The sequence below is a fragment of the Caulobacter vibrioides genome, assembly GCF_002310375.3.
GTDB classification, from domain to species: Bacteria; Pseudomonadota; Alphaproteobacteria; order Caulobacterales; family Caulobacteraceae; genus Caulobacter; species Caulobacter vibrioides_D.
This window is the reverse complement of sequence record NZ_CP023315.3, coordinates 918,194-938,416: the sequence shown is the minus strand read 5'-3', so window position 1 is coordinate 938,416 and position 20,223 is coordinate 918,194. Positions and strand designations below refer to the sequence as shown.

The following is a 20,223-nucleotide window of genomic DNA, read 5'->3' as shown; positions in this document are numbered from 1 at the left end:
GACGATTACATAGGCTGGGATCAGAGACGAGGGTCCGCGTGGGACCGCCGCCCCGGGAGGATCGCATGAACACCGCTCTGGAGAGGGTTCGCGCCAAGGTCGCCGCGCAGAAGCAGGCCCTGCCCGCCCTGTATGGCGACGTCGATTTCGACCTCACGCCCGAGCGGTTCACCGACGACCCGAAGACCAGCATCGCGCCGCGTCTGGCCCACGCCAAGCTCGATCCCGACAAGCTGGCCCTGATCAAGGCCTACACCCTGCTGGGCGACGTCGTGGCCGACGCCTATGCGGCGCTGATGCCGAGGCACGGCTTTCGCCCCCTGATCCAGATGCTCACCACGGCCTGCGACCAGGGGATCGCCGCCGTGCCCGAAGCGCCGCCGGAACTGGCCGCCTTCATCGCCGACATGGAGCGCGTTCCTGCGTGGCTGGACATGGACATGGTGCGCGAGGGCCAGAAGCTGGACCGCAACGCCGCCGCCAATCTGGGGCCGTTCGCGATCCGGGGCGCGTTCATCGCCACCTTCATGAACAAGTACGCCGCCCTGCCCATGGCGCTGACCGGCACCCTGTCGAACGACACCGCCGCCCGCCGGGTCAATGAGACGGCGACCTTCTTCACCACCACCTTGCTGCCCGGATCGCTGGAGCGTCACGGCGCGGGGTTCAAGGCCGCCGCCATGGTGCGGCTGATGCACTCGATGGTGCGGTTCAACGCCCTGAAGCGCTCCAACCTCTGGGATGTCGGGGTCTATGGCATCCCGATTCCGCAGGTCGACCAGATGCCCGCCGGCCTGATCCCGATCTTCCTGATGAGCTACAAGATCGTGGCCACGGGCCGGACCGTCTTCACGCCCGAGGAGCGCGCCCGCGTCGAGCTGGCCCGCTATCGCTGCTTCCTGCTGGGCCTGCCCGAGGATTTGCTGGCCGACACCCCGCAGGGCGTGGTCGACACCATGAACGCCCGCAGCGCCACCTTGCGCGCCGGCTTCGACGACGCCACCTGCGGCGAGCTGGTCCGCGCCACCCTCAACGCCTATCTGCCGCCCAATGAGCGCCCCGAGAACAAGCTGTTCGACAAGGTCGAGCGCGGCTTCGCCAAGGTGTTCTTCCTGAAGAACTTCCTGAACGGCGACCGGGCGGCGGCGCGGCGCATGGGCGTCGAGATCGGTCCCCGCGATTTCATGCTGTTTGGCGTGGTGGCCCTCTTGGTGAGCAGCCAGCTGGCCGCTTACCGCCTGGCCCGCAACGTGCCCGGCGTCGCCGACCTCGCCGACCGCCGGCTGGTGGCCCGGCTGAAGAAACAGCTGGCCCGCTACGGCCACGCGGAGTTCACCAGCGACGCGGAGACATACCGCCCGGCGCCGGGCGCGAAGGCGGCGGAGGCGGCGGCCTAGAAGTCCAGCTCCATCCGCGCGCCGGCGACATTGACCGTGTAGTCGCGGTCGCCGTTCCGCAGCGGCGTGGCGTCCTGGTAGACCAGCCGGCCGTAGTTGACGTTGAAGCGCAGGTACTCGACCGGCTGCCAGATCAGCGCCGCCAGCCAGGCGTCCTGCTTGCCGCCGACCACGCCGCGATCGTTCAGGTCGAGATAGTCGTAGCGGACATTGAGCTGCAGCGCGCCGACACCGCCGCCGCCCAGCGGCTTGGCGGGCTTGGTGCGATCGAACTGGCCGCCCTTGTAGCCGCGCCTATCGTCGGTGAGGTAATAGCCAAGCTCGGCGTAGCCGCCGAAGAAGGTCGGGCGCGTCCCGGCCCTGAGCGCCGCTTCCTGCCAGTGGGTCTCGGCCGCGCCGTGCCACCGGCCGCTGACAAAGGCCGCCTCCAGGCCGTAGTGAGTTTCTTCCTCGACCGGCAGGGCGGCGGTTCCGATCAGGCGGCTGTTGCTGGTGTGGACATAGGGCCGCTGGCGGTAGCGGGTTCCCGCGTCGGTGACGCGCTTGAGCGTTCGCCAGTGGGCCGAACCGCCCAGGTGCAGTTGGGTCTGGCCCAGCTTCGGCGCATAGACGGCCCGGCCGTCCAGACCATAGCTGTTGTTCTCATCGCCCCCGGCGGGGCCATCGCTGCTGTTGGAGAGCGCGGTGATGTCGTCGGCGAACACGCCGCCCTGCAGCACCCAGGGGCCCTTTTCGTACTGGGCCGAGACGCCCAGGCGGCGCTCGAAATTGAACGCGTCGGTGAACGCCGCGCGCTCCATGAACGCGCCCACGCTGTCGCCGGTCACCTCGTCCAGCGACTGGAACTGGTTTTGATTGCCCGCCGCCAGCAGCCACGGACCGCTCTTGTAGGTCACGATGGTGTCGACCAGATCGACGGTGTTGTCCGACAGCTCAAGCTCCAGCTTGTAGCCGACGCCTGCGCCCAGGCTGCCTTCACCCCCCAGCCGGATGCGACGCATCTCGGCGCCATAGCCCAGGCCGCGATCCACCAGCCCGTCCGGCGCGTCGACCTGGCCGACATCGACCTGGATGCGGCCCTTGGCCTTGAACGCGCGACCCGCGCTGGCGAACTGCGGTGCCCCCTTCCAGGTGATCTCGGTCGGCGCGGCGGTCGACTTCGGGGCCGGAGCCGAGGATGCGCCCACGGTGGTCGAGGACGGTGCGACGGGCGCCATGGCCTGGGGCGCGCGGGTCACCGCGTCGAGCCGGCGCTCCATCGTCTGGAGTTGCGCGCGGAGGCTGGCGATCTCGCTCCGGAGAGCGGCGACCTCATCTGGCGTCAGCGGATCCTGGGCCAGGACGGCGGTGGGCGACAGACAGGCGCTGAGCGCGACAAGCAGGGCGAGAGACGGGGCGACAGGAGGCAAGGCACGACCTTGGGACAGCGCTTCGTGTTGGCCTCAAATGTCACACTTCAATGACGATGTGCAAAAAAATCGTCCGTATGCGCCCTAAACCATCCCCACCGTCTTCAGTCGCGCGCGGGGGTGGATCTCGTTCTGGCTCATCACCACGGTCTGGCCGCGGAAGCGTTCGATGATCGAGCGCACATAGGGACGCACGCCCGGGCTGGTCAGCAGCACCGGCGCCTCGCCGGCCAGGGCCGCGCGCTCGAAGCTGTCGCGGACGCCGCGGATGAAGTCCTGCAGGCGCGAGGGCGGCAGGGCCAGTTGCTTGTCGTCGCCCGGGCCGATCAGGGCCTCGGCGAAGGCGTGCTCCCAGTCGGCCGACAGGGTGATGATCGGCAGGGCGCCGTCGTCGCCGCGATTGGCCCAGCACAGCTGGCGGGCCAGGCGCGCGCGGACCTGCTCGACCAGCTGGGTGACCGACGCGGTGTGCGGCGCGGCCTCGCCGACGCCTTCAAGAATCTGCGGCAGGTCGCGGATCGAGACGCGCTCGCGCAGCAGCGACTGCAGCACGCGCTGCACGGTGGTGGCCGTGACGGTGCCGGGGATCAGGTCGTCGACCAGCTTCTTCTGCGTCTCGGGCAGCTCCTTCAGGAGCTTCTGCACCTCGGCGTAGGAGAGCAGGTCGGCCATGTTCTCCTTGAGGATCTCGGTGAGGTGCGTGGTCAGCACCGTGGCCGGGTCCACGACGGTGTAGCCGCGGAAGGTGGCTTCCTCGCGCAGGTCGTCGGCGATCCAGGTGGCGGGCAGGCCAAAGGCGGGCTCGCGCACGTGTTCGCCCGGCAGCTCGACCTGGCCGCCGCGCGGATCCATGCACATCAGGCAGCCCAGGCGGACCTCGCCGGCGCCGGCCTCCATCTCCTTGATGCGGATGGCGTAGCCCTGGTTGGCCAGGCGCATGTTGTCGAGGATGCGCACCGGCGGCATGACGAAGCCGAACTCGCTGGCCAGGGTCTTGCGCAGGGCGCGGATCTGGTCGGTCAGCTTGCGCCCGTCCAGGTCGTTGATCAGGGTCAAGAGGCCATAGCCCAGCTCGATCTTGACGTCGTCGATCGCCAGCGAGGCGCTGATCGGCTCCTCCTCGGGCTCGGCCGGCGCGGCCGCCTCAAGATCGGCGGGATCAAGGGGCTTGGGCTGCTTGGCGTCCTGGATGCGCTTGTAGGCCAGGGCGCCGGCGGCCAGCGACATCGCCGCGAACGGGATGATCGGCATGCCCGGGATCAGGGCGATGACGCCCGACGAGGCCGAGACCATGCCCAGCGCCACCGGGTTCATGGCCAGCTGAGTGGTCAGGGCCTTGTCGGCCGAGCCTTCGACGCCGGCCTTGGACACGACCATACCGGCGGCGATCGAGATGATCAGGGCCGGGATCTGGCTGACCAGGCCGTCACCGATGGTCATGATGGTGTAGGTCGAGGCTGCGGCGCCGAACGGCATGTCGTGCTGCACCACACCGATGATGATGCCGCCGATGATGTTGATCGCCGTGATGATCAGGCCGGCGATCGCGTCGCCCTTCACGAACTTGCTGGCGCCGTCCATGGCCCCGAAGAACGTGCTCTCCTGCTCCAGCTCCTTGCGGCGCAGCTTGGCCTGGTCCTGGTCGATCAGGCCGGTCGACAGGTCGGCGTCGATCGCCATCTGCTTGCCGGGCATGGCGTCCAGGGTGAAGCGGGCCGCCACTTCGGCGATCCGGCCCGAACCCTTGGTCACGACCATGAAGTTCACGACGATCAGGATGATGAAGACGATCACCCCGATGACGAAGTTGCCCTGCATCATCAGGTGACCGAAGGCCTCGATCACCGCGCCGGCCCCGCCCGTGCCTTCCTGGCCATGGCTCAGGATCAGGCGGGTCGAGGCGATGTTGAGACCCAGTCGGAACAGGGTCGTGACCAGCAGGACGGTCGGGAACGAGGTGAATTCCAGCGGTCGCTTGATCAGGATCGCCGTCATCAGGATCAGCACCGATCCCGTCAGCGAAAGGGCCAGCAGCACGTCCAGCAGCGGCGCCGGAACCGGGATGATCAGCAGCACGATGATGCCGACCACGCCCAGGGCCAGGCCCATCTCGCCGCGCATCAGCCCGTCGAGCAGCGACTTGGCGCTGGGCATAGAGCTGGCGGTCGGGGCGGCGGCGTCGGCCATTCGGAACCTTGAACCGGGGATGGGAAGCTAGGCTTTCGCTTGGAGCGATTTGCGGCCCGCCGCCATCTTGTTAACCAAATTTTTCGTGGCGCGGCGCCGGACCGATGGTCGCGGCGGCGCGACACGTCAGCCCGAGCGCCGCAGCGCATCCTTTGCTGTCATCCCGGACGGCCGGAGGCCGATCCGGGACCCCGGCAGGCGCCGAGCCTGCGGCGGTCCCGGCTTTCGCCGGGATGACAGCGAACACCATCAGGCGGCCGCGCCGACCCCGCCCTGGGGCGGCGGCACCGACACGCCGGCGTCGGAATATTCCTTCAGCTTGTTGCGCAGGGTGCGGATCGAGATGCCCAGGATGTTGGCCGCGTGGGTGCGGTTGCCCAGGCAGTGCTCCAGGGTGTCGATGATCAGCTGTTGCTCGACCTCGGCGACGGTCGAGCCGACGAAGGCGCGCGAGGCGGCGTCGGCGGCCATCTGGGCCCCGCGGGCCACCGCCACGTCGGGCGCCGGCGCCATCGGCTGACCATCCGGCAGGCGGATGGCGAACTCCTCGATCTCCGGGCCGCTGGACAGCAGCACCGCCCGGTGCATGGCGTTTTCCAGCTCGCGGACGTTGCCCGGCCAGCGGTGAGCGATCAGCCGGCGCTTGGCCTCGGCCGAGATCGGCTTTTCCTCGATGCCGTTGGCGGCCGAGTACTTCTTCACGAAGAACTCGCACAGGCTGATCACGTCGGCCGGACGCTCGCGCAGCGGCGGCAGGCGCAGGTTCACGACGTTCAGGCGATAGAGCAGGTCTTCGCGGAACGCGCCGTCCTTCACCGACTGGGCCAGGTCGCGGTTGCTGGTGGCCAGGATGCGGATATTGACCTTAACGGGCTTGGAGCCGCCGACGCGGTCGATCTCGCGCTCCTGGATCGCGCGCAGCAGCTTGGCCTGCAGGCGCACGTCCATCTCGCTGATTTCGTCCAGCAGCAGGGTGCCGCCGTCGGCCTCCTCGAACTTGCCGATGCGGCGGGCCATGGCGCCGGTGAAGGCGCCCTTCTCGTGGCCGAACAGCTCGCTTTCCAGCAGGTTCTCGGGGATGGCCGCGCAGTTGACGCTGATGAACGGCGCCTTAGCCCGGCGGGACTTGCCGTGGACATAGCGGGCCATGACCTCCTTACCCGAACCGCTTTCGCCGGTGATCAGGATCGAGGCGTCGGACGGGGCGACCTGGTCGGCCAGCTTGATCACCTGCTCCATGGCCGGATCGCGGACGACCATCGGCTTTTCGTCGTCGGTGACGGCGGCCAGGACGGCGGCGATCAGCTCGGCGTCCGGCGGCAGCGGGATGAACTCCTTGGCCCCGGCCTTGATGGCGTTGGCCGCGCGCATCGGGTCGGCGTCGACGCCGCAGGCCACCACCGGCACCCGCATCCGCTCGGCCTCGTTGGCGGCGATCAGACCGGCGATGTCGAGCGCGTAGTCGACCATCAGAAGGTCCGCGCCCTGCCCCGCCCGCAACGCGTTGGTCGCCTGCTCCGTCGTTTCGACGTGCGAGACCTTCGCGCCCGCGCTCATCGCCATCTTCACGGCGACCGAGAGCTGCCCGTTCAGTTTTCCGACGACCAGAAGCCGCATCTCTTACTCTCCCTCTCGAACGACCACCGGGCCTTAGCCCTGGTCGCCGTCCTTGATGATTTCCGTCATGGTCACGCCCAGGCGCTCGTCGACGACGACGACCTCGCCCCGGGCGACCAGGCGGTTATTGACGTAGATGTCGATCGCCTCGCCGACCTTGCGGTCCAGCTCCAGGATCGAGCCCTGGCCCAGCTGCAGCAGCTGCGCGACGGACATGTGGGCGCGGCCCAGCACGGCCGAGATGTTGACCGGAACGTCGAAGACCGGCGCCAGGTCCGCAGCGGTCTTGTCGCTGATCTCGATCGGAGCCTCGGAGGCCAGCATGGCGCCTCCGAATTCGTCGAGCGGGAGATTGTCTTCGGCCATCGTTCGTCAGCCTTCCTAGGTAAACAGGGGTTCGGCGTGGAGGCCTTCGGCGGCGATCGCCGCCTCCAGCGCCTCGGCGACGCGCTGGGCGGCGCCGTCGGGGTCGAAGGCCGCGCGGCCATCGCCCCAGTCGAAAGTGAAGGCCGCCGGGGCCATGGCGCCGTCGGCGCGCGCGACGATCTGGCCCTGGAAGCCGATCTGCGCGGCGACGGTCTCCAGCGCCTGCTGGGTGCGCTCCTCAAGCTCGGGCGAGACGCGCACGAAGATCCGGGGCTGGGCCTCGACCTCGCGGGCCAGGGCCTCCAGCGCCGCGGTGACCGGGGCCTCGGGGAAATGGGTCAGGGCCGCGTCGGCGATCTTGCGACCACAGGCCAGGGCCAGCATCGCCGAGCCTTCGCGGTGCTCGTGGGCCACGTGGGCCAGGGTCTCGAACGCCTGCTGCACGGCCTGGGCCACCTCGGCCAGGGCGTGGGCGGCCTCCTGCTCGGTGCGGACCAGGGCCGAGCGCTCGCCCTCGGCGTAGGCCTGCGCCTTGACGGCCTCGACCTCCTCGGGCGTGAAGCTCTTCTTCACGCGCGGCGCGGTGTAGGCCACGCCCCCGTGGTCGTCGAAGACGGTGTCGAAAGCGAACTTGCGGTGAGGGGTGTCGGTCATCGCATGCCCCTCAGTAGATCAGCTCGTCGTCGGCGCCCGAGCCGGCCAGCATGATCTCGCCCTTGGCGGCGAGATCCTTGGCCACCTGCACCATGCCCACCTGAGCGGCGTCGACGTCCTTCAGGCGCACGGGGCCCATGCTGTCCATGTCCTCGCGCATGATCTTGGCCGCGCGCTCGGACATGTTGGAGAAGAACATGTCGCGCAGCTTGTCCGAGGCGCCCTTGAGGGCCAGGGCCAGCTGTTCCTTGGGCGTGCCGCGCAGCAGGGTCTGGATGCCGCCCGGGTCCAGCTTCGACAGGTCCTCGAACACGAACATCAGGGCGCGGATGCGCTCGGCGGCTTCGCGGTTGCGCTCTTCCAGGGCGGCGATGAAGCGGGCCTCGGTCTGACGGTCGAAGTTGTTGAAGATCTCGGCCATCATCTCGTGGCTGTCGCGCTTGGACGTCCGCGCCAGGTTCGACATGAACTCAGTGCGCAGCGTCATCTCGATCTTGTCGAGGATTTCGCGCTGCACCGGCTCCATGCGCAGCATGCGGGTGACGCATTCCAGAGCGAAGTCTTCGGGCAGGCAGGCCAGCACACGCGCGGCGTGGTCGCTCTTCACCTTGGACAGGACGACGGCGACGGTCTGCGGGTATTCGTTCTTCAGATAGTTGGCGAGCACCGCTTCGTTCACGTTGCCCAGCTTGTCCCACATGGTTCGACCCGCAGGACCGCGGATTTCTTCCATCAGGGCGTCGACCTTGTCGGCCGGCATGAACGAGGCCAGCAGGCGCTGGGTCTGTTCGTACGAGCCCATGATCGCGCCGGTGGAGCTCATGCCCGACACGAACTCGACCAGCAGGTCTTCCACGACCGAGGCCGAGACGGTGCCCAGGCCCGCCATGGCCTGGGAGACTTCCTTGATCTCCTCGTCGTCCAGGGCTTCCCAGATCTTGGTGTGCTCCTCGCCCAGGGCGAGCAGAACGATCGCGGCCTTTTCGGGCCCCGAGAGGTTCTTGATGTCGTTGACGGCGACTTTCATAGCCATCAGGTCGACTCGTGCAGCCAGTTACGGAGGATCGCGACCGACTCGTCGGGGTGCTTCTCGACGAACTCGGAGACGCGCTTGATCGACGAAGCCTTCACCTGGCCCTCGATCTTGGCGATGTCGATACGCGAGTCGATGTCGCTGGCCGGCGGGCCGGCGATGGCGATCGGCTCGCCGGACTGGTCGACGACCACCTGCTGCTGCGTGCCGTCCGACAAGGTCACCAGCCGCGTGACAGGCGCGCCGCCCGACGGTCCGGCCAGAGCGATCTGACCCGGCGCGGGCGCCGACAGGTTCTTGATGAACGGGCGGACCGCGAACAGCAGGATCAGCAGCGCCACGATCGCCAGAAGGCCCAGTTCGGCCGCGCGCATGATGTCGTTCTTGTCGAAGCCCGCCAGCAGCCCCGCCTTCTCAAGGCCCTGATCCTCGGGCTGCGGGAACTTGATGTTGGTGACCTTGACCTGGTCGCCCCGCTCGGCGTCAAAGCCGACGGCGGTCTTCACCAGTTCCTCGATCTGCTGGATCTCCTCGGCGGTGCGCGGCGTATAGGCGCCGGGCTTGCCGTCCTTGCCCATCGGGGCCGACACGCCGTCGATGGCGACCGCGACCGCGACCTTCTTGATCGCACCCGGCTCCTGGACGGTGGTCTTCACCGACTTGGAGATCTCGTAGTTGGTGACGCTGTCGTTCTGACCCGAGCGCGAGCCCAGCTGCTGGAACCCATTGGCGCCCTGGCCGCCGGGCACGTTGGCCGCCGCGGTGACGCCGGTGTTGTCGTCGTTCTTGTTTTCCTGGCTGGAGGCCTCGGTGGTGCTTTCCGACCGGACAACCTGACCATCCGGATCGAAGCGCTCTTCCTGGGTGGTCACCCGGTTCAGGTCCAGATCGGCGGTCACGTTGACGCGGGCCTTGCCCGGGCCCAGCACGCCCTCGATCATGTCCTTGACGGTCTTGGCGATGCGGGCCTCGACCTCGGACTTGCGGTCCTGGGCCATCTTGCCGGCCAGGCTCTCGTCGCTGGGGGCCGACAGGGTCTTGCCGTGCTGGTCGATGACCGCGACCTTTTCGGCCTTCATGTTCGGCACCGACGACGAGACCAGGTTCTGGATGGCGCGGACCATGTCCGACGACGGCTCGCGCGAGCCCACGCCGATCGTCACGGCGGCCGAAGGCTGTTCGGCGTCTTCCTCGAAGAGTTGGCGCTTGGGCAGAACCAGGTGCACGCGGACACTGTTGACGCCCTGCATCGCCTTGATGGTGCGCTCCAGCTCGCCCTGCAGAGCGCGCTGGCGGTTCAGTTGCTGGACGAAGTCGGTCTGGCCCAGCGCATTGCTGTTGTCGAAGATCTCGTAGCCGATGGAGCCGGAGCTCACGAGCCCCTTGCCCGCCACCATCAGGCGCGCGCTGGCGACCTTGTCGCGCGGCACCATGATGGTCGAGCCGTCGCCCTTGGTTTCATACTTGATGCCGGCCTGGTCGAGGGCCTGGGTGACTTCCGAGGCTTCCTTCAGGTCCAGGTTCGAATAGAGCAGCTCATTGGGCTCCTTGCCCATGAACATGACCAGGGCCACGAGCACGGCGACGACACCCGCGCCGACGCCCAGCATCGCGGCGAGACGCCCGACGCCGAACTGCCTGATTGAACCCAGAAAGCTTTCCACGAAGCCCCATCCCCTGCGTCAACAATCCCCGAGGGGAAGCCCGCCAAACGCATACGAAGCGCTCGCCGGTAGGCAGGATTTACCCAGTACAAGGTAAACGAGGCGTTTATATCTGCCGGTAGACGCGCGTTCCGCAGGCGCCAAAACGTCGCGGCCGCGCCCTTTCGGGCGCGGCCGCTGAACGTCATCAAACCCTTGCGGCGCATGGCCCGTCGGGTTGTCGAGGCGAAGAAGGGCGGTCACATCAACACACCCCGCCCGCCTTAACGGTACTGCTGGATCCGAGTGGTCCGCAGGCCCGCCAGGCCGTGCCGATCGATCGACTGCTGCCAGCTGAGGAACTCGTCGTTCGTCAGCTTGTAACGATCGCACGCCTCGTCGAGCGAGAGCAGACCCCCGCGAACGGCGGCCACGACCTCGGCCTTCCGACGGATGACCCAACGCTGGGTCTCCGCGGGCGGCAAATCCGCCAGAGTGAGAGGCGCACCGGTCGGACCGATGACGTACTTTTCACCCCGGCTGTTGGTGCGCTGCTGCTGCAACATGGCTTTACGCCTTTCCCACAACCATCACTGTTGAAGGCCACTATAGGCGCCGCCTAATAACAGCGGCTTAATTCCAATAGTAAAGAAAGGCCTAAACAAGATGGCTCCTTAGCAGTCCGTAGTGTCTCAGTGTGAAACACAAGAATTAAAGAATGTTAAGCCCTATGATCAGCGCTTAATATTCAAGAGTTCCTCAAGCATCTGGTCGGCGGTCGTGATGATCTTCGACGAAGCCGAGTAGGCGCGCTGAGTAGTGATCAGACCGGTGAACTCCTGGGACAGATCAACGGTCGAGGCTTCAAGGGTAGAGGGGGCCAGAGCGCCGGCGCCGCCTTGCGACGGAGCCTTCAGGCTGTAGGTGCCGCTCTCGTTGGTGACCCGATAAGCATTGCCGTTGACGCCCTTCAGACCGTTCGGGTTCGAGAAGGTGGCGATGGCGACCTGGGCGATCCGGCGGGTGACGCCGTTGTCGAAGATGGCCGAGACGTAGCCGCCCTCGTCGACCTCGATATTGGTCAGGTTGCCGAAGGCCGTGCCGTTGGTGTTCACCGACTGAACCACCGACTGGCTGTTGTACTGGGTCAGGCCGCCGGCGGCGCTGGCCAGGTCGATCTGGACCTCCTGCTCATCGATGCCCAGGTTGTCGGCCCAGGTCGGCGGCGCGGGCGGCTGCACCGCAGGCGGCGTGACCGCAGGCGCGACATAGCCAGAGGCCTTGATCGTGATCGATGTCGGGCTCGTGGTGCCGAACAGTCCGCCGGTGTTCTTCAGCTTGCCATCAGTGGTGAACTCGATGATGCCCGTGCTGATCTGGCCGTTGCCGTTGTTGGCCAGGTCACCCGGCTTGGCGCGCAGCTCGGCGTACCACTGGTTCGGGCCGGGGCCCTTCAGCAGCGACAGGGTCACGGTGCGCTGACCGCCCTTGGAGTCCGACAGCGGGATCTGGACTTCGAAGTCCGGCTTGACGCCCTTGCTGTTGTCCTTGGCGTAGTCCGACATCGACCAGGTCGACGGATCGTAGAGCTTGCCCGCGACGACCTCGGCGTCGTCGACGCCGGCGGTGTCGATGATGCCCAGATCCTCCAGGTCGATCGTATCGCCGGCGGCGTTGATGCGGGTGGTGGTCAAGGTGCCGGCCACCGGGCTGGCGCCCTTGTAGTCGATCTCCGAGGTGACGATCTCGTTCGTAGCCGCGTCGTAGGCCACCTTACCGGTGGCGACGATCACGCCGTTTTCCTTGATGTCGACCAGGTATTCGTTGTTGCCGCTGACCGGATTGGCCACGCCGGTGGAGCTGTAGATGACGTCGTAGTTATGCGACGTACCCGCCGAGTCGACGACGTTGGTCTTCGACGCCGTACCCGCCGTGCCGACCTTGTAGGAGACCGCCGCCGCCACCGGCTGCTCGGAGCGCAGGTTGGCGTTGACGCCGACGCGCGTGGTCTTCTCGGCCGTGCCGCCGACGCTGCCGACGTTGATCGACGCCAGCTGCGTCAGGTCCGACGGGTCGGGGGTGATCAGGCCGCTGACCGGGTCGGCCAGCCAGCCTTGCAGATAAAGGCCCGCGTCGTTGCGCAGATAGCCGAGGCTGTCGAGCTGGAACGAGCCGGCGCGGGTGAACGAGCGGGTGTCGGCGGCCGTCAGGTTCTCCGGCTTTTCCGTGGTGACGAAGAAGCCCGAGCCCGAGATCGAGATATCCAGGTTCGAGGTCGTCGACTGGGTCAGGCCCTGCTGGCTGATGAACTGGTGCGTCTGAGCCTTCACGCCACCGGCGCTGTAGGTCTGGTTCTTGTTGCCGGACGTGACCAGGGTGGAGAAGTTCGAGGTCGAGCGCTTGAAACCGACCGTGTTGACGTTGGCGATGTTGTCCGAGATGGCGGCCAGGGCCGACGAGTTGGCGACCAGACCGGAAACGCCGGCGAGCATGGCGCTGTTGATGCTCATGACTGAATTCCTACAAAAATGGGGGGACGAGGGTTCAGCGCTGTTTGCGTTTGGATCCGCGGGAAGACCGTCTTCCGGGGACCGCGTCGGCGTCTTTCTGACGCCCGGTCGATGGGGGGTTCAGGCCGCCTCGGCCTGGTTAAGTGCTCTAGGCCGCGGCCTTGATGCCGACGACGTTGTCGACGGGGACGGTCTTGCCATCGACCACGACCATCGGCTGACCGGTGGTGTTGTCGACGGCGGTCACCACGCCCTCGGTGCGACCCTTGATGTTGGTCGCCTTGATTTCCTTGCCGTCGCCGGTCTTGGCCGTCACGACGATGCCGTAGACGCCGCCGTCGGGCAGCTGGGCGCCGCTGTCGTCCTTGCCATCCCAGGTGATGACGTGGTCGCCGCTCTTCTGGTCGTCCGGCGTCAGGGTGCGGACCACCTTGCCGGCGGGGTTCTTGATCTCGACCTTCAGCGACGCCGAGGCGCTGGGCTGGGTCCAGGAGAAGGTCGCCGCACCGTTCTTCAGGGTCGAGGTGTCGCTGATGGCCGAGATCTGCTTGCCGATCATCGAAACGCCCTCGGAGAGGCCCGTGCCGGTGTTCATGCCCACCAGCGCGGCCAAGAGGTCGTTGGTGACCAGCTGCTGCTCCACGCCGGTCATCTGCGTGATCTGCTGGGTCATCTGGGTGGTGTCGGTCGGCGACAGGGGATCCTGGTTCTTCAGCTGCGTGGTCAGCAGCTTGAGGAAGGTCTCCTTGTTGGTCGCCAGCGACGTGCGCGAGTTGTTGATCTTGTCGAGGACCGACGAAGTGTTCTGTGACGAGACGGCGGTGGCCATGTCGGTATCTCCTAGATCCGGATGTCCAGACCGCTGTCGACGGCGGTCTTCAGGCCGGGCAGCAGTTCGGGGGTGATGGTGATGTCTTCCTCGCCGGTCAGGGCGGCCTGGAAGGCGCGACCCGAGAAGGCGCGCTGTCCCTGGTCGCCCCAGCCTTCGAAGGCGAAGAACGGGTTCTGGCTCCGGCCGTCCTGGCTGGAGACGTCGAAGCTGAGCCCGTTGTCGGCGACGTTGAAGCCGGCGTCGGCCAGCGCCTGACGCAGCTCATTGGCCTTGCCGCGCAGCTCCTGGGCCGCGTGGGCGGTGTCGAAGCGCATGGACGCGGTCAGGGCGCCGTCGCGGGCGATCTCGATCCGCACATCGACCTTGCCCAGGCCGTCCGGGGTCAGGGCCACGTCGAAGCGCGTGGTCTTGGCGTCGGCCTTCTTGAGGATCTCGGCCGACAGGGCCGCGACGGTCTCGGGCGAGCCGCGCACCGGGGCCGGCGCGACGGCGGGCGCGGCGGTGTTGGCGGCCTGCAGCTGGACCGGCGGCGTGGCGGTCGAGGTCGGCGCGGCTTCGGCGCTGCTCGCCCCGGCGACCGCAGCCTCCAGGGGCGCGGCGGCGGCGGCGGCGGTGTCGGAAACGTTGGTTTGGGCGGTGGCGTTGGCGTCGGTGTTGGCGCTGGCGTCGCCGCCCGCCGCGCCGGACGCGACGGCGGTCACGGCCTGAGCGGTCTCAACCGCTTCTGCGGCCACGACCGCAGCAGGCGCGCCGGACGGCGCGGCCTGGGTCGCGGGCGCTTCCACCGTCTTGGCGGCGAGGGTCGCGACGCCCGACGTCACGGCGGGCGAGGCCTCGACGGCGTCCGTATTGGCGGCGGTCGCCACCGGGGCGGCCTCCGCGACGATCGGGGCTTCCACCGGCGCGGCGGCCTGCTCGATCGGCGTGGCGACCGGAGCCGGCGTGGCGCTGGACGCCGGCGCGACCGCAGCGGCGGGCGTCGCCTCGGCGGTCTTGGTCTGTGCGGTCGGCGCGACCGTCGGGGTCGTCGCCGCCGTCGTGGTCGTCGGCGCGGCGCGCGGCGTGGTCTGGCTCTCGGCGTCGAGGGGCGTCTCGGCCTCACCGGCCAGCGCGGTCAGGGCCTCGAGCGCGGCGGCGTCCAGCGCCTGTTCGCCGGCGACGGCGGTCGTCGGCGCCGACGCCGCCTGCGGCGCGGTCACGGCGGCGGCCTCCGGAGCCGGCTCGGTCGTCGCCTGGCCCTGCGGCGCGACGACCGGCGCCTCACCGGCGACCTCGACCGCAGCGGCGAAGGCTGCGGCGTCGCCCACGGCGACGGCGGCGGACGCGGGGGCCGGCTCGACCGCGACCTCGATCGGCGGCGTCGTCGCCGGCTCGGCCGACATGGCGGCGATCAGCATCGCGGCGGCCTGGGCCGAGGCCAGGGTCGAGTCGACCTCGACCAGAGCCTCGACGCTCGCCTCGGACGTCTGGGTCTCGGCGCCGGACGCCTTGTCGGCGGCCGCGTCGTCATTGGTCTTGGCGTCGCTGGCCTTGGCCTCGCGGCCCCCCTCGACGGCGTCGTCGCCGTCGGCGCGGGGGTCTTCGCTGCGATCGACGGCCTTGGCGTCGGCGCGCGCCTCGGGACGGGCGGGCTTTTCGGCGGCCTTTACCTCGCGATCCTGGTCACGGTCATCGCTCTTGGCCTCGGCGCGGCGCGGCGCCGGGCGCTGGGCCGGCGTCTCGTCCGGTCGGCCGGCGATGGCCAGCAGGGCGTCAAAGGCGTCGGCGGACGCCTTGACGCCGCCGGCCGGGGTCGGCGCGGCGGGTAGAGCGGCGGTGGGTGCGGCGATCGCGGTCATGCGCAGTCGTTGCTCGGTTGGCGGCGCTCCATGACGGACGCGCCTTCGCCGCCTCCCTCAGCAACGGTCGGGCCAACTCGGAAAATGCAGCATATCCCGTTGTTTTATTTGACTTTAATGGCTTGTTTACGAACGAAAATCAGGCCGCGTGCGGCGCTTTTTGCCGAGTTCCGACGCGGGTGAGGGACGGGAGTTGCCGCGTCGCCGCGCCACGCCCCGGGTTGGCGCCGTCCTTGCGGAAGACCCCTCGTCGAATTTCCGGCGCCCGGAACACATCGCCATGAATTTCAATGGCTTGGCACATCATCGGGGATCATGCCCCACCGCGACCCGGCAAGTTTCGCCGGGCAACGGCGCATTGTGCGCTACGCGGTTTGCCGAGCCGCAGGAGGCCTGATCCATGTCGCTCACCGCGATCATGAGCACGGCGACGTCCGGCATGATGGCCGCGCAGACGGGTCTGCGCGTCACGTCGGACAATATCGCCAACGTCAACACCACCGGCTATGTCCGCAAGACGGTCAGCCAGTCGAACATGCTGTCCAACGGCATGGGCGTGGGCGTCAATATCGACGCCATCAAGCGCGCGACCGACGCCTTCCTGCAGTCGGCCAGCCTGAACGCCGCCTCGGAAAGCGGTCGCGCCTCGATCGTCGCCAGCACGCTCAACAGCGCCCAGCAGCTGTTCGGCGACCCCAGCGGCTCGACGAGCTTCTTTACGGTTCTGGACGATGTCTACGCCGCGTTCTCCTCGGCGCAGGACGATCCCTCCTCCAGCCTGTTGCGCACCCAGGCCCTGACCCGGCTGGACGACTTCCTCAGTGAGTCCAGCCGCATCACCGCCTCGCTGTCGAAGCTGGGCAAGGACGCCGATACGCGCATCGCCGCCGATGTCGGACGCGTCAACGACCTGCTCAGCCAGATCGACGCGCTGAACACCGACATCACGCGGGCCAAGGTCGCGGGCGCCGACGCCACGGGCGCCGAGAACGTCCAGAGCAAGTTGGTCGATGAGCTCTCCGAGCTGATGAACGTTCAGATCTCGGCGCGCGCCCTGGGCGGGGTCGTGGTGCGATCGACCGAGGGCCTGAACCTGGCGGGCGACGGCGCGGCCAAGGTCACCTACCAGACCTCGGCCACGGCCACCGGCTTTCTGACCGTCCAGCTGGCCAATGGCTCGGATTACCCGACGCCCCTGAACATCTCGAGCGGCGAGATCCGCGGCTTGATGGACGTGCGCAACACCGAACTGGTCAATCTGTCCGACCAGCTGGGCGAGTTCACCTCGCGCGCCACCGAAGAGATTAACCGGGCGGCCAACGCGGCCTCCTCGGTGCCGGCGCCCACCAGCCTGACGGGCCGCAACACCGGGCTCGACGCCCAGGCGGCGCTGACCGGCTTCACCGGCAAGACCACCATCGCCCTGACCGACGCGAGCGGCGTCATCCAGCGGCGGATCGACATCGATTTCGACGCCGGATCGATGACCGTGAACGGCGCGGCCGGCCCGGCCTTCACCCCGGCCAACTTCATGGCCCAGCTCAACACCGCCTTGGGCGGCCAGGGCGCGGCGGGCTTCTCGAACGGCGCGCTGAGCATCAACGGCGCGGGCGGCCTGGGCGTGGCCATCGCCGATGACGCCACCACGCCGTCGAGCAAGACCGGCAAGGGTTTCAGCCACTATTTCGGCCTCAACGACATTGTCCGCACCAGCGGCTACTCGCCCTACGAGACCGGTCTGACGGCCACGGACGCGCACGGCTTCACCACCGGCGAGATGACGATCCGGCTCACCGATGTCGAGGGCGGACGGATCCGCGACATTCCCTTCACCCCGCCCGCAGGCGGGACCATGCAGAATATGATCGACGCGCTGAACTCCCGCGCGTCGGGGGTCGGCCTCTACGGTCAGTTCTCGATGAACGGCAAGGGCCAGATCAGCTTCACGTCGAACACCAACACCCCGGTGGCGATGTCGATCGTCGCCGACAGCACCGAGCGCGGCGCCGGCGGCCCTTCGGCCAGCCAGCTGTTCGGCATCGGTCCGGCCGAACGCAGCACCCGCGGCGAGAAGTTCTCCCTGAACACCGCCATGGACCAGAACCCCAAGCTGCTGCCCTTCGCCAAGCTGGACCTGACCCAGACGGTGGGCGGCAGCGCGGCCCTGGCGATCGGCGACGGGCGCGGCGCCCTGGCGCTGGCCAACGCCGGCGAGAACACCGCCACCTTCGGCGTCGCGGGAAGCGCCGCTTCGGTGACCATGACCGTCTCGCGCTACGCCGCCGACTTCGGGGGCTCCATCGCCCGCAAGGCCGCCACCGCCGAAAGCCGCAAGGACGCCGCCGCCGCGGTGTCCAGCGAAGTCGACAGCCAGCGTCAGTCCGAAGAGGGCGTGAACCTGGACGAAGAACTGATCAACCTGACCACCTACCAGCAAGCCTTCAACGCCTCGGCCCGCTTGATCCAGGCGAGCAAGGACATGTTCGACGTGCTCACCGGAATCCTGGGGTAAGCCATGACCCGCGTCTCAACCGTCCAGAACTACAACATCATGACGTCCAACCTCATGAAGGCGCAGATCCGCCAGAATGACGTGGGCGCCCAGGTGGCCAGCCAGAAGGTCGCCACCGACCTGCGCGGCTACGCCAAGAACGCCGAGGTGCTGACCGCCATGCGCAGCGCCCAGACCAAGATCAACGGCCTGCTGGACCAGACCAAGCTGGTCACCAATCGGCTGGACATGCAGAACACCGGCATCGGCCGGGTCGCCGACGGCACCAAGGATGCGCGCGAAGCCATCGCCAACGCGCTGGCCGCCGGCAACGCCACCACCCTGATGCAACAGCTGCAGGCGGCGTTCAGCGACGTGGTTCAGGGGATCAACACCAAGTCGAACGGGCTCTACGTGTTCTCCGGCGCCCAGACCCAGACGGCGACCACCACGGCGGCCACCATGGCCGACCTGACGGCGGCCCCCTCGACGGCGTCGCTGTTCCAGAACGACCAGTACATCACCACCAACCGGGTCGATGAGCAGACCAACGCCAAGACCGGCGTGCTGGGCGACGCCCTGGGCACGGCGACGTTCGACGCCTTCAAGCAGGTCCAGGCCTATATCGACGTCAACGGCGCCTTCACCGGCAACCTCAATGACACCCAGGTCAACTTCCTGAAGGGCATGCTGACCACCTTCGACACGGCCTACAAGTCGGTGGTCGACATCCAGGGCAAGAACGGCGTCAACCAGAAGCGCTTCGAGGCCGCCGAGACCGATCTGTCCAACCAGGCCGACACCCTGACGACCATGGTCGGCGGCATCGTCGACGTCGACATGGCCGAGGCCGTCACCCGTCTGGAGGCCGCCAAGCTGGCGGTGCAAGCCTCGGCCCAGGTGTTCACCAGCCTGCAGGCCTCGTCGCTGCTGAACGTTCTGAAGTAGAGCCGCCCATCCGCTGGGCCGGCTTGGCCGTAAGCGGAGGCATGAACACCGCCTTCTCGACCTGGACCGCCACGCGCGCCGCCGGCCTGGCGCGCCTGGACGCCTTCCTGCCGCACGCCGGTCGCGCCTACGCCGCGCGGCGCAACCACGCGGTCGACGCGCCCACCGTATCGGGCCTTTCGCCCTATTTGCGCCGCCGGATGGTGACCGAGCGCGAGGTGCTGGCCCGCGTGCTGGCCCGCCACGACGAGACCGCCGCCGAGAAGTTCATCGACGAGGTGTTCTGGCGCGCCCACTTCAAGGGTCGGCTGGAGGGCCAGCCCGAGATCTGGACCCGCTACCGCCAGTCCGTGGCGCAAGGCCGTGCGGCGCTGGACCGCGACCCGGCCCTGGCCCGCCGCTACGCCGACGCCGTCGCCGGCCGGACCGGGATCGACGCCTTCGACGCCTGGGTCGCAGAACTGGAGGCGAGCGGCTACCTGCACAACCACGCCCGCATGTGGTTCGCCTCGATCTGGAGCCATACCCTGGGTCTGCCCTGGGCCCTGGGTGCGGCCTTCATGCACGCGCGGCTGCTGGACGGTGATCCGGCCGCCAACACCCTGTCGTGGCGCTGGGTCGTGGGTCTGCACACGCCGGGCAAGACCTATCTGGCCAGGGCCGATAACATCGCGCGCTACACCGAGGGCCGCTTCCAGCCCCACGGCTTGGCGGCCGACGCGCCGCCCCTCGAGGAGCCGCCCTTCGCGCTGCCCTGGACCTCGCCGGCCCTCGATCTTTCCCCGCCGCAAGGCCCGTCGCTGTTGCTCGTCACCGAGGAAGACCTCGATCCGCAGACCCTGCTGCCGTCCGACGCGGCCGTGGCGGCGGTCCATGTCGCCGACGCGGTGGAGCGCGACACCGACGCCCGCTCCCCCCTGGTCCAGGACTTCGCTCGCCAGGCCCTCGACGACGCCGCGCGCCGCGTCGCCGTCGCCTTTCCCGACACGCCAGTGCGTCGCGGACCGATCGACGCCGAGACGCTGGCGCAGGCCGCCTCGGCCGCCGGGGTCAGGACCATCGTCACCGCCTACGCGCCAATCGGACCGACCCGGGATCGGCTGGACGCGCTGGCGTCCCAGCTGGCCGCGCGGGGCCTGACCTTGAAGTCTCTGGGCCGTCCCTATGACGCCTTGACCTGGCCGCAGGGACGCGGCGGCTTCTTTGGCCTCAAGAAGCGGATCCCGCGCCTGCTGGACCAACTGGCCCTGCGACCAAACGCCCAACCCGCCCTGCTCTAGCCCTCGCCTCGCAAAATC

At 68.2% G+C, this 20,223-nt stretch carries 16 protein-coding genes and 1 pseudogene; 5 read left to right on the top strand and 12 right to left on the bottom strand.

The features are described from left to right. Positions 1 to 65 precede the first annotated feature (65 nt). Entirely contained in the window at positions 66 to 1,397 is a 1,332-nt protein-coding gene (locus tag CA606_RS04425; protein WP_096052218.1) for an oxygenase MpaB family protein, read from the top strand. Here CA606_RS04425 and CA606_RS04420 read toward each other — a convergent pair. The 12 genes and pseudogenes from CA606_RS04420 to CA606_RS20540 all read right to left on the bottom strand — a co-directional run bounded on the left by CA606_RS04420 (position 1,394) and on the right by CA606_RS20540 (position 15,486). Beyond that, positions 1,394 to 2,850 (bottom strand): annotated as a pseudogene (locus tag CA606_RS04420) (porin). The gene CA606_RS04425 and the pseudogene CA606_RS04420 sit on opposite strands and share 4 nt — an antisense overlap. A gap of 40 nt (positions 2,851 to 2,890) precedes the next feature. Further along, complete coding sequence (gene flhA / locus CA606_RS04415) at positions 2,891 to 4,993, bottom strand: flagellar biosynthesis protein FlhA (RefSeq protein WP_096052220.1); 2,103 nt, start codon at positions 4,991 to 4,993, stop codon at positions 2,891 to 2,893. Positions 4,994 to 5,242: 249 nt separating this feature from the next. After that, positions 5,243 to 6,610 carry a sigma-54-dependent transcriptional regulator FlbD gene (gene flbD, locus CA606_RS04410; protein ID WP_096052221.1) on the bottom strand — a complete coding sequence of 456 codons (1,368 nt, stop codon included), beginning with the start codon at positions 6,608 to 6,610 and terminating at the stop codon, positions 5,243 to 5,245. 33 nt (positions 6,611 to 6,643) lie between these two features. Then, a complete protein-coding gene (gene fliN, locus CA606_RS04405) occupies positions 6,644 to 6,976 on the bottom strand; it encodes a flagellar motor switch protein FliN (RefSeq protein WP_096052222.1) in 333 nt (110 codons plus the stop codon). Positions 6,977 to 6,991: 15 nt separating this feature from the next. Then, positions 6,992 to 7,630 carry a flagellar assembly protein FliH gene (locus CA606_RS04400; RefSeq protein ID WP_096052223.1) on the bottom strand — a complete coding sequence of 213 codons (639 nt, stop codon included), beginning with the start codon at positions 7,628 to 7,630 and terminating at the stop codon, positions 6,992 to 6,994. A gap of 10 nt (positions 7,631 to 7,640) precedes the next feature. Further along, a complete protein-coding gene (gene fliG / locus CA606_RS04395) occupies positions 7,641 to 8,663 on the bottom strand; it encodes a flagellar motor switch protein FliG (RefSeq protein ID WP_096052224.1) in 1,023 nt (340 codons plus the stop codon). Next, complete coding sequence (gene fliF, locus CA606_RS04390; protein WP_096052225.1) at positions 8,663 to 10,327, bottom strand: flagellar basal-body MS-ring/collar protein FliF; 1,665 nt, start codon at positions 10,325 to 10,327, stop codon at positions 8,663 to 8,665. The genes fliG and fliF overlap by 1 nt, the downstream gene beginning before the upstream one ends. An 18-nt stretch (positions 10,328 to 10,345) precedes the next feature. After that, positions 10,346 to 10,570, bottom strand: a complete 225-nt coding sequence (locus CA606_RS04385) for a hypothetical protein (RefSeq protein ID WP_096052226.1) — start codon at positions 10,568 to 10,570, stop codon at positions 10,346 to 10,348. Between the two features lie 20 nt (positions 10,571 to 10,590). Continuing rightward, positions 10,591 to 10,872, bottom strand: a complete 282-nt coding sequence (gene sciP / locus CA606_RS04380; RefSeq protein WP_010918787.1) for a CtrA inhibitor SciP — start codon at positions 10,870 to 10,872, stop codon at positions 10,591 to 10,593. A gap of 168 nt (positions 10,873 to 11,040) precedes the next feature. Beyond that, complete coding sequence (gene flgE, locus CA606_RS04375) at positions 11,041 to 12,816, bottom strand: flagellar hook protein FlgE (protein ID WP_096052227.1); 1,776 nt, start codon at positions 12,814 to 12,816, stop codon at positions 11,041 to 11,043. Positions 12,817 to 12,964: 148 nt separating this feature from the next. After that, positions 12,965 to 13,645: a flagellar hook assembly protein FlgD gene (locus tag CA606_RS04370; RefSeq protein WP_096052228.1), complete on the bottom strand. Its 681-nt coding sequence runs from the start codon at positions 13,643 to 13,645 to the stop codon at positions 12,965 to 12,967. Between the two features lie 11 nt (positions 13,646 to 13,656). Further along, positions 13,657 to 15,486: a flagellar hook-length control protein FliK gene (locus tag CA606_RS20540; RefSeq protein WP_423752940.1), complete on the bottom strand. Its 1,830-nt coding sequence runs from the start codon at positions 15,484 to 15,486 to the stop codon at positions 13,657 to 13,659. A gap of 280 nt (positions 15,487 to 15,766) precedes the next feature. Between CA606_RS20540 and CA606_RS04360 the strand changes: the two genes are divergently transcribed. From CA606_RS04360 to CA606_RS04345, 4 genes are read left to right on the top strand one after another with little or no spacing between them, the layout of a single operon-like run. Beyond that, positions 15,767 to 15,883, top strand: coding sequence for a hypothetical protein (locus CA606_RS04360; RefSeq protein ID WP_181242783.1), 117 nt, complete (start codon positions 15,767 to 15,769; stop codon positions 15,881 to 15,883). A gap of 3 nt (positions 15,884 to 15,886) precedes the next feature. Continuing rightward, positions 15,887 to 17,998 (top strand): flagellar hook-associated protein FlgK, encoded by a 2,112-nt coding sequence (flgK, locus tag CA606_RS04355; RefSeq protein WP_096052229.1) that lies wholly within the window; start codon positions 15,887 to 15,889, stop codon positions 17,996 to 17,998. Between the two features lie 3 nt (positions 17,999 to 18,001). Continuing rightward, positions 18,002 to 18,925 carry a flagellin gene (locus CA606_RS04350; protein WP_096052230.1) on the top strand — a complete coding sequence of 308 codons (924 nt, stop codon included), beginning with the start codon at positions 18,002 to 18,004 and terminating at the stop codon, positions 18,923 to 18,925. Between the two features lie 41 nt (positions 18,926 to 18,966). Continuing rightward, complete coding sequence (locus CA606_RS04345) at positions 18,967 to 20,205, top strand: FAD-binding domain-containing protein (protein WP_096052231.1); 1,239 nt, start codon at positions 18,967 to 18,969, stop codon at positions 20,203 to 20,205. The last annotated feature ends 18 nt before the right edge of the window (positions 20,206 to 20,223 follow it).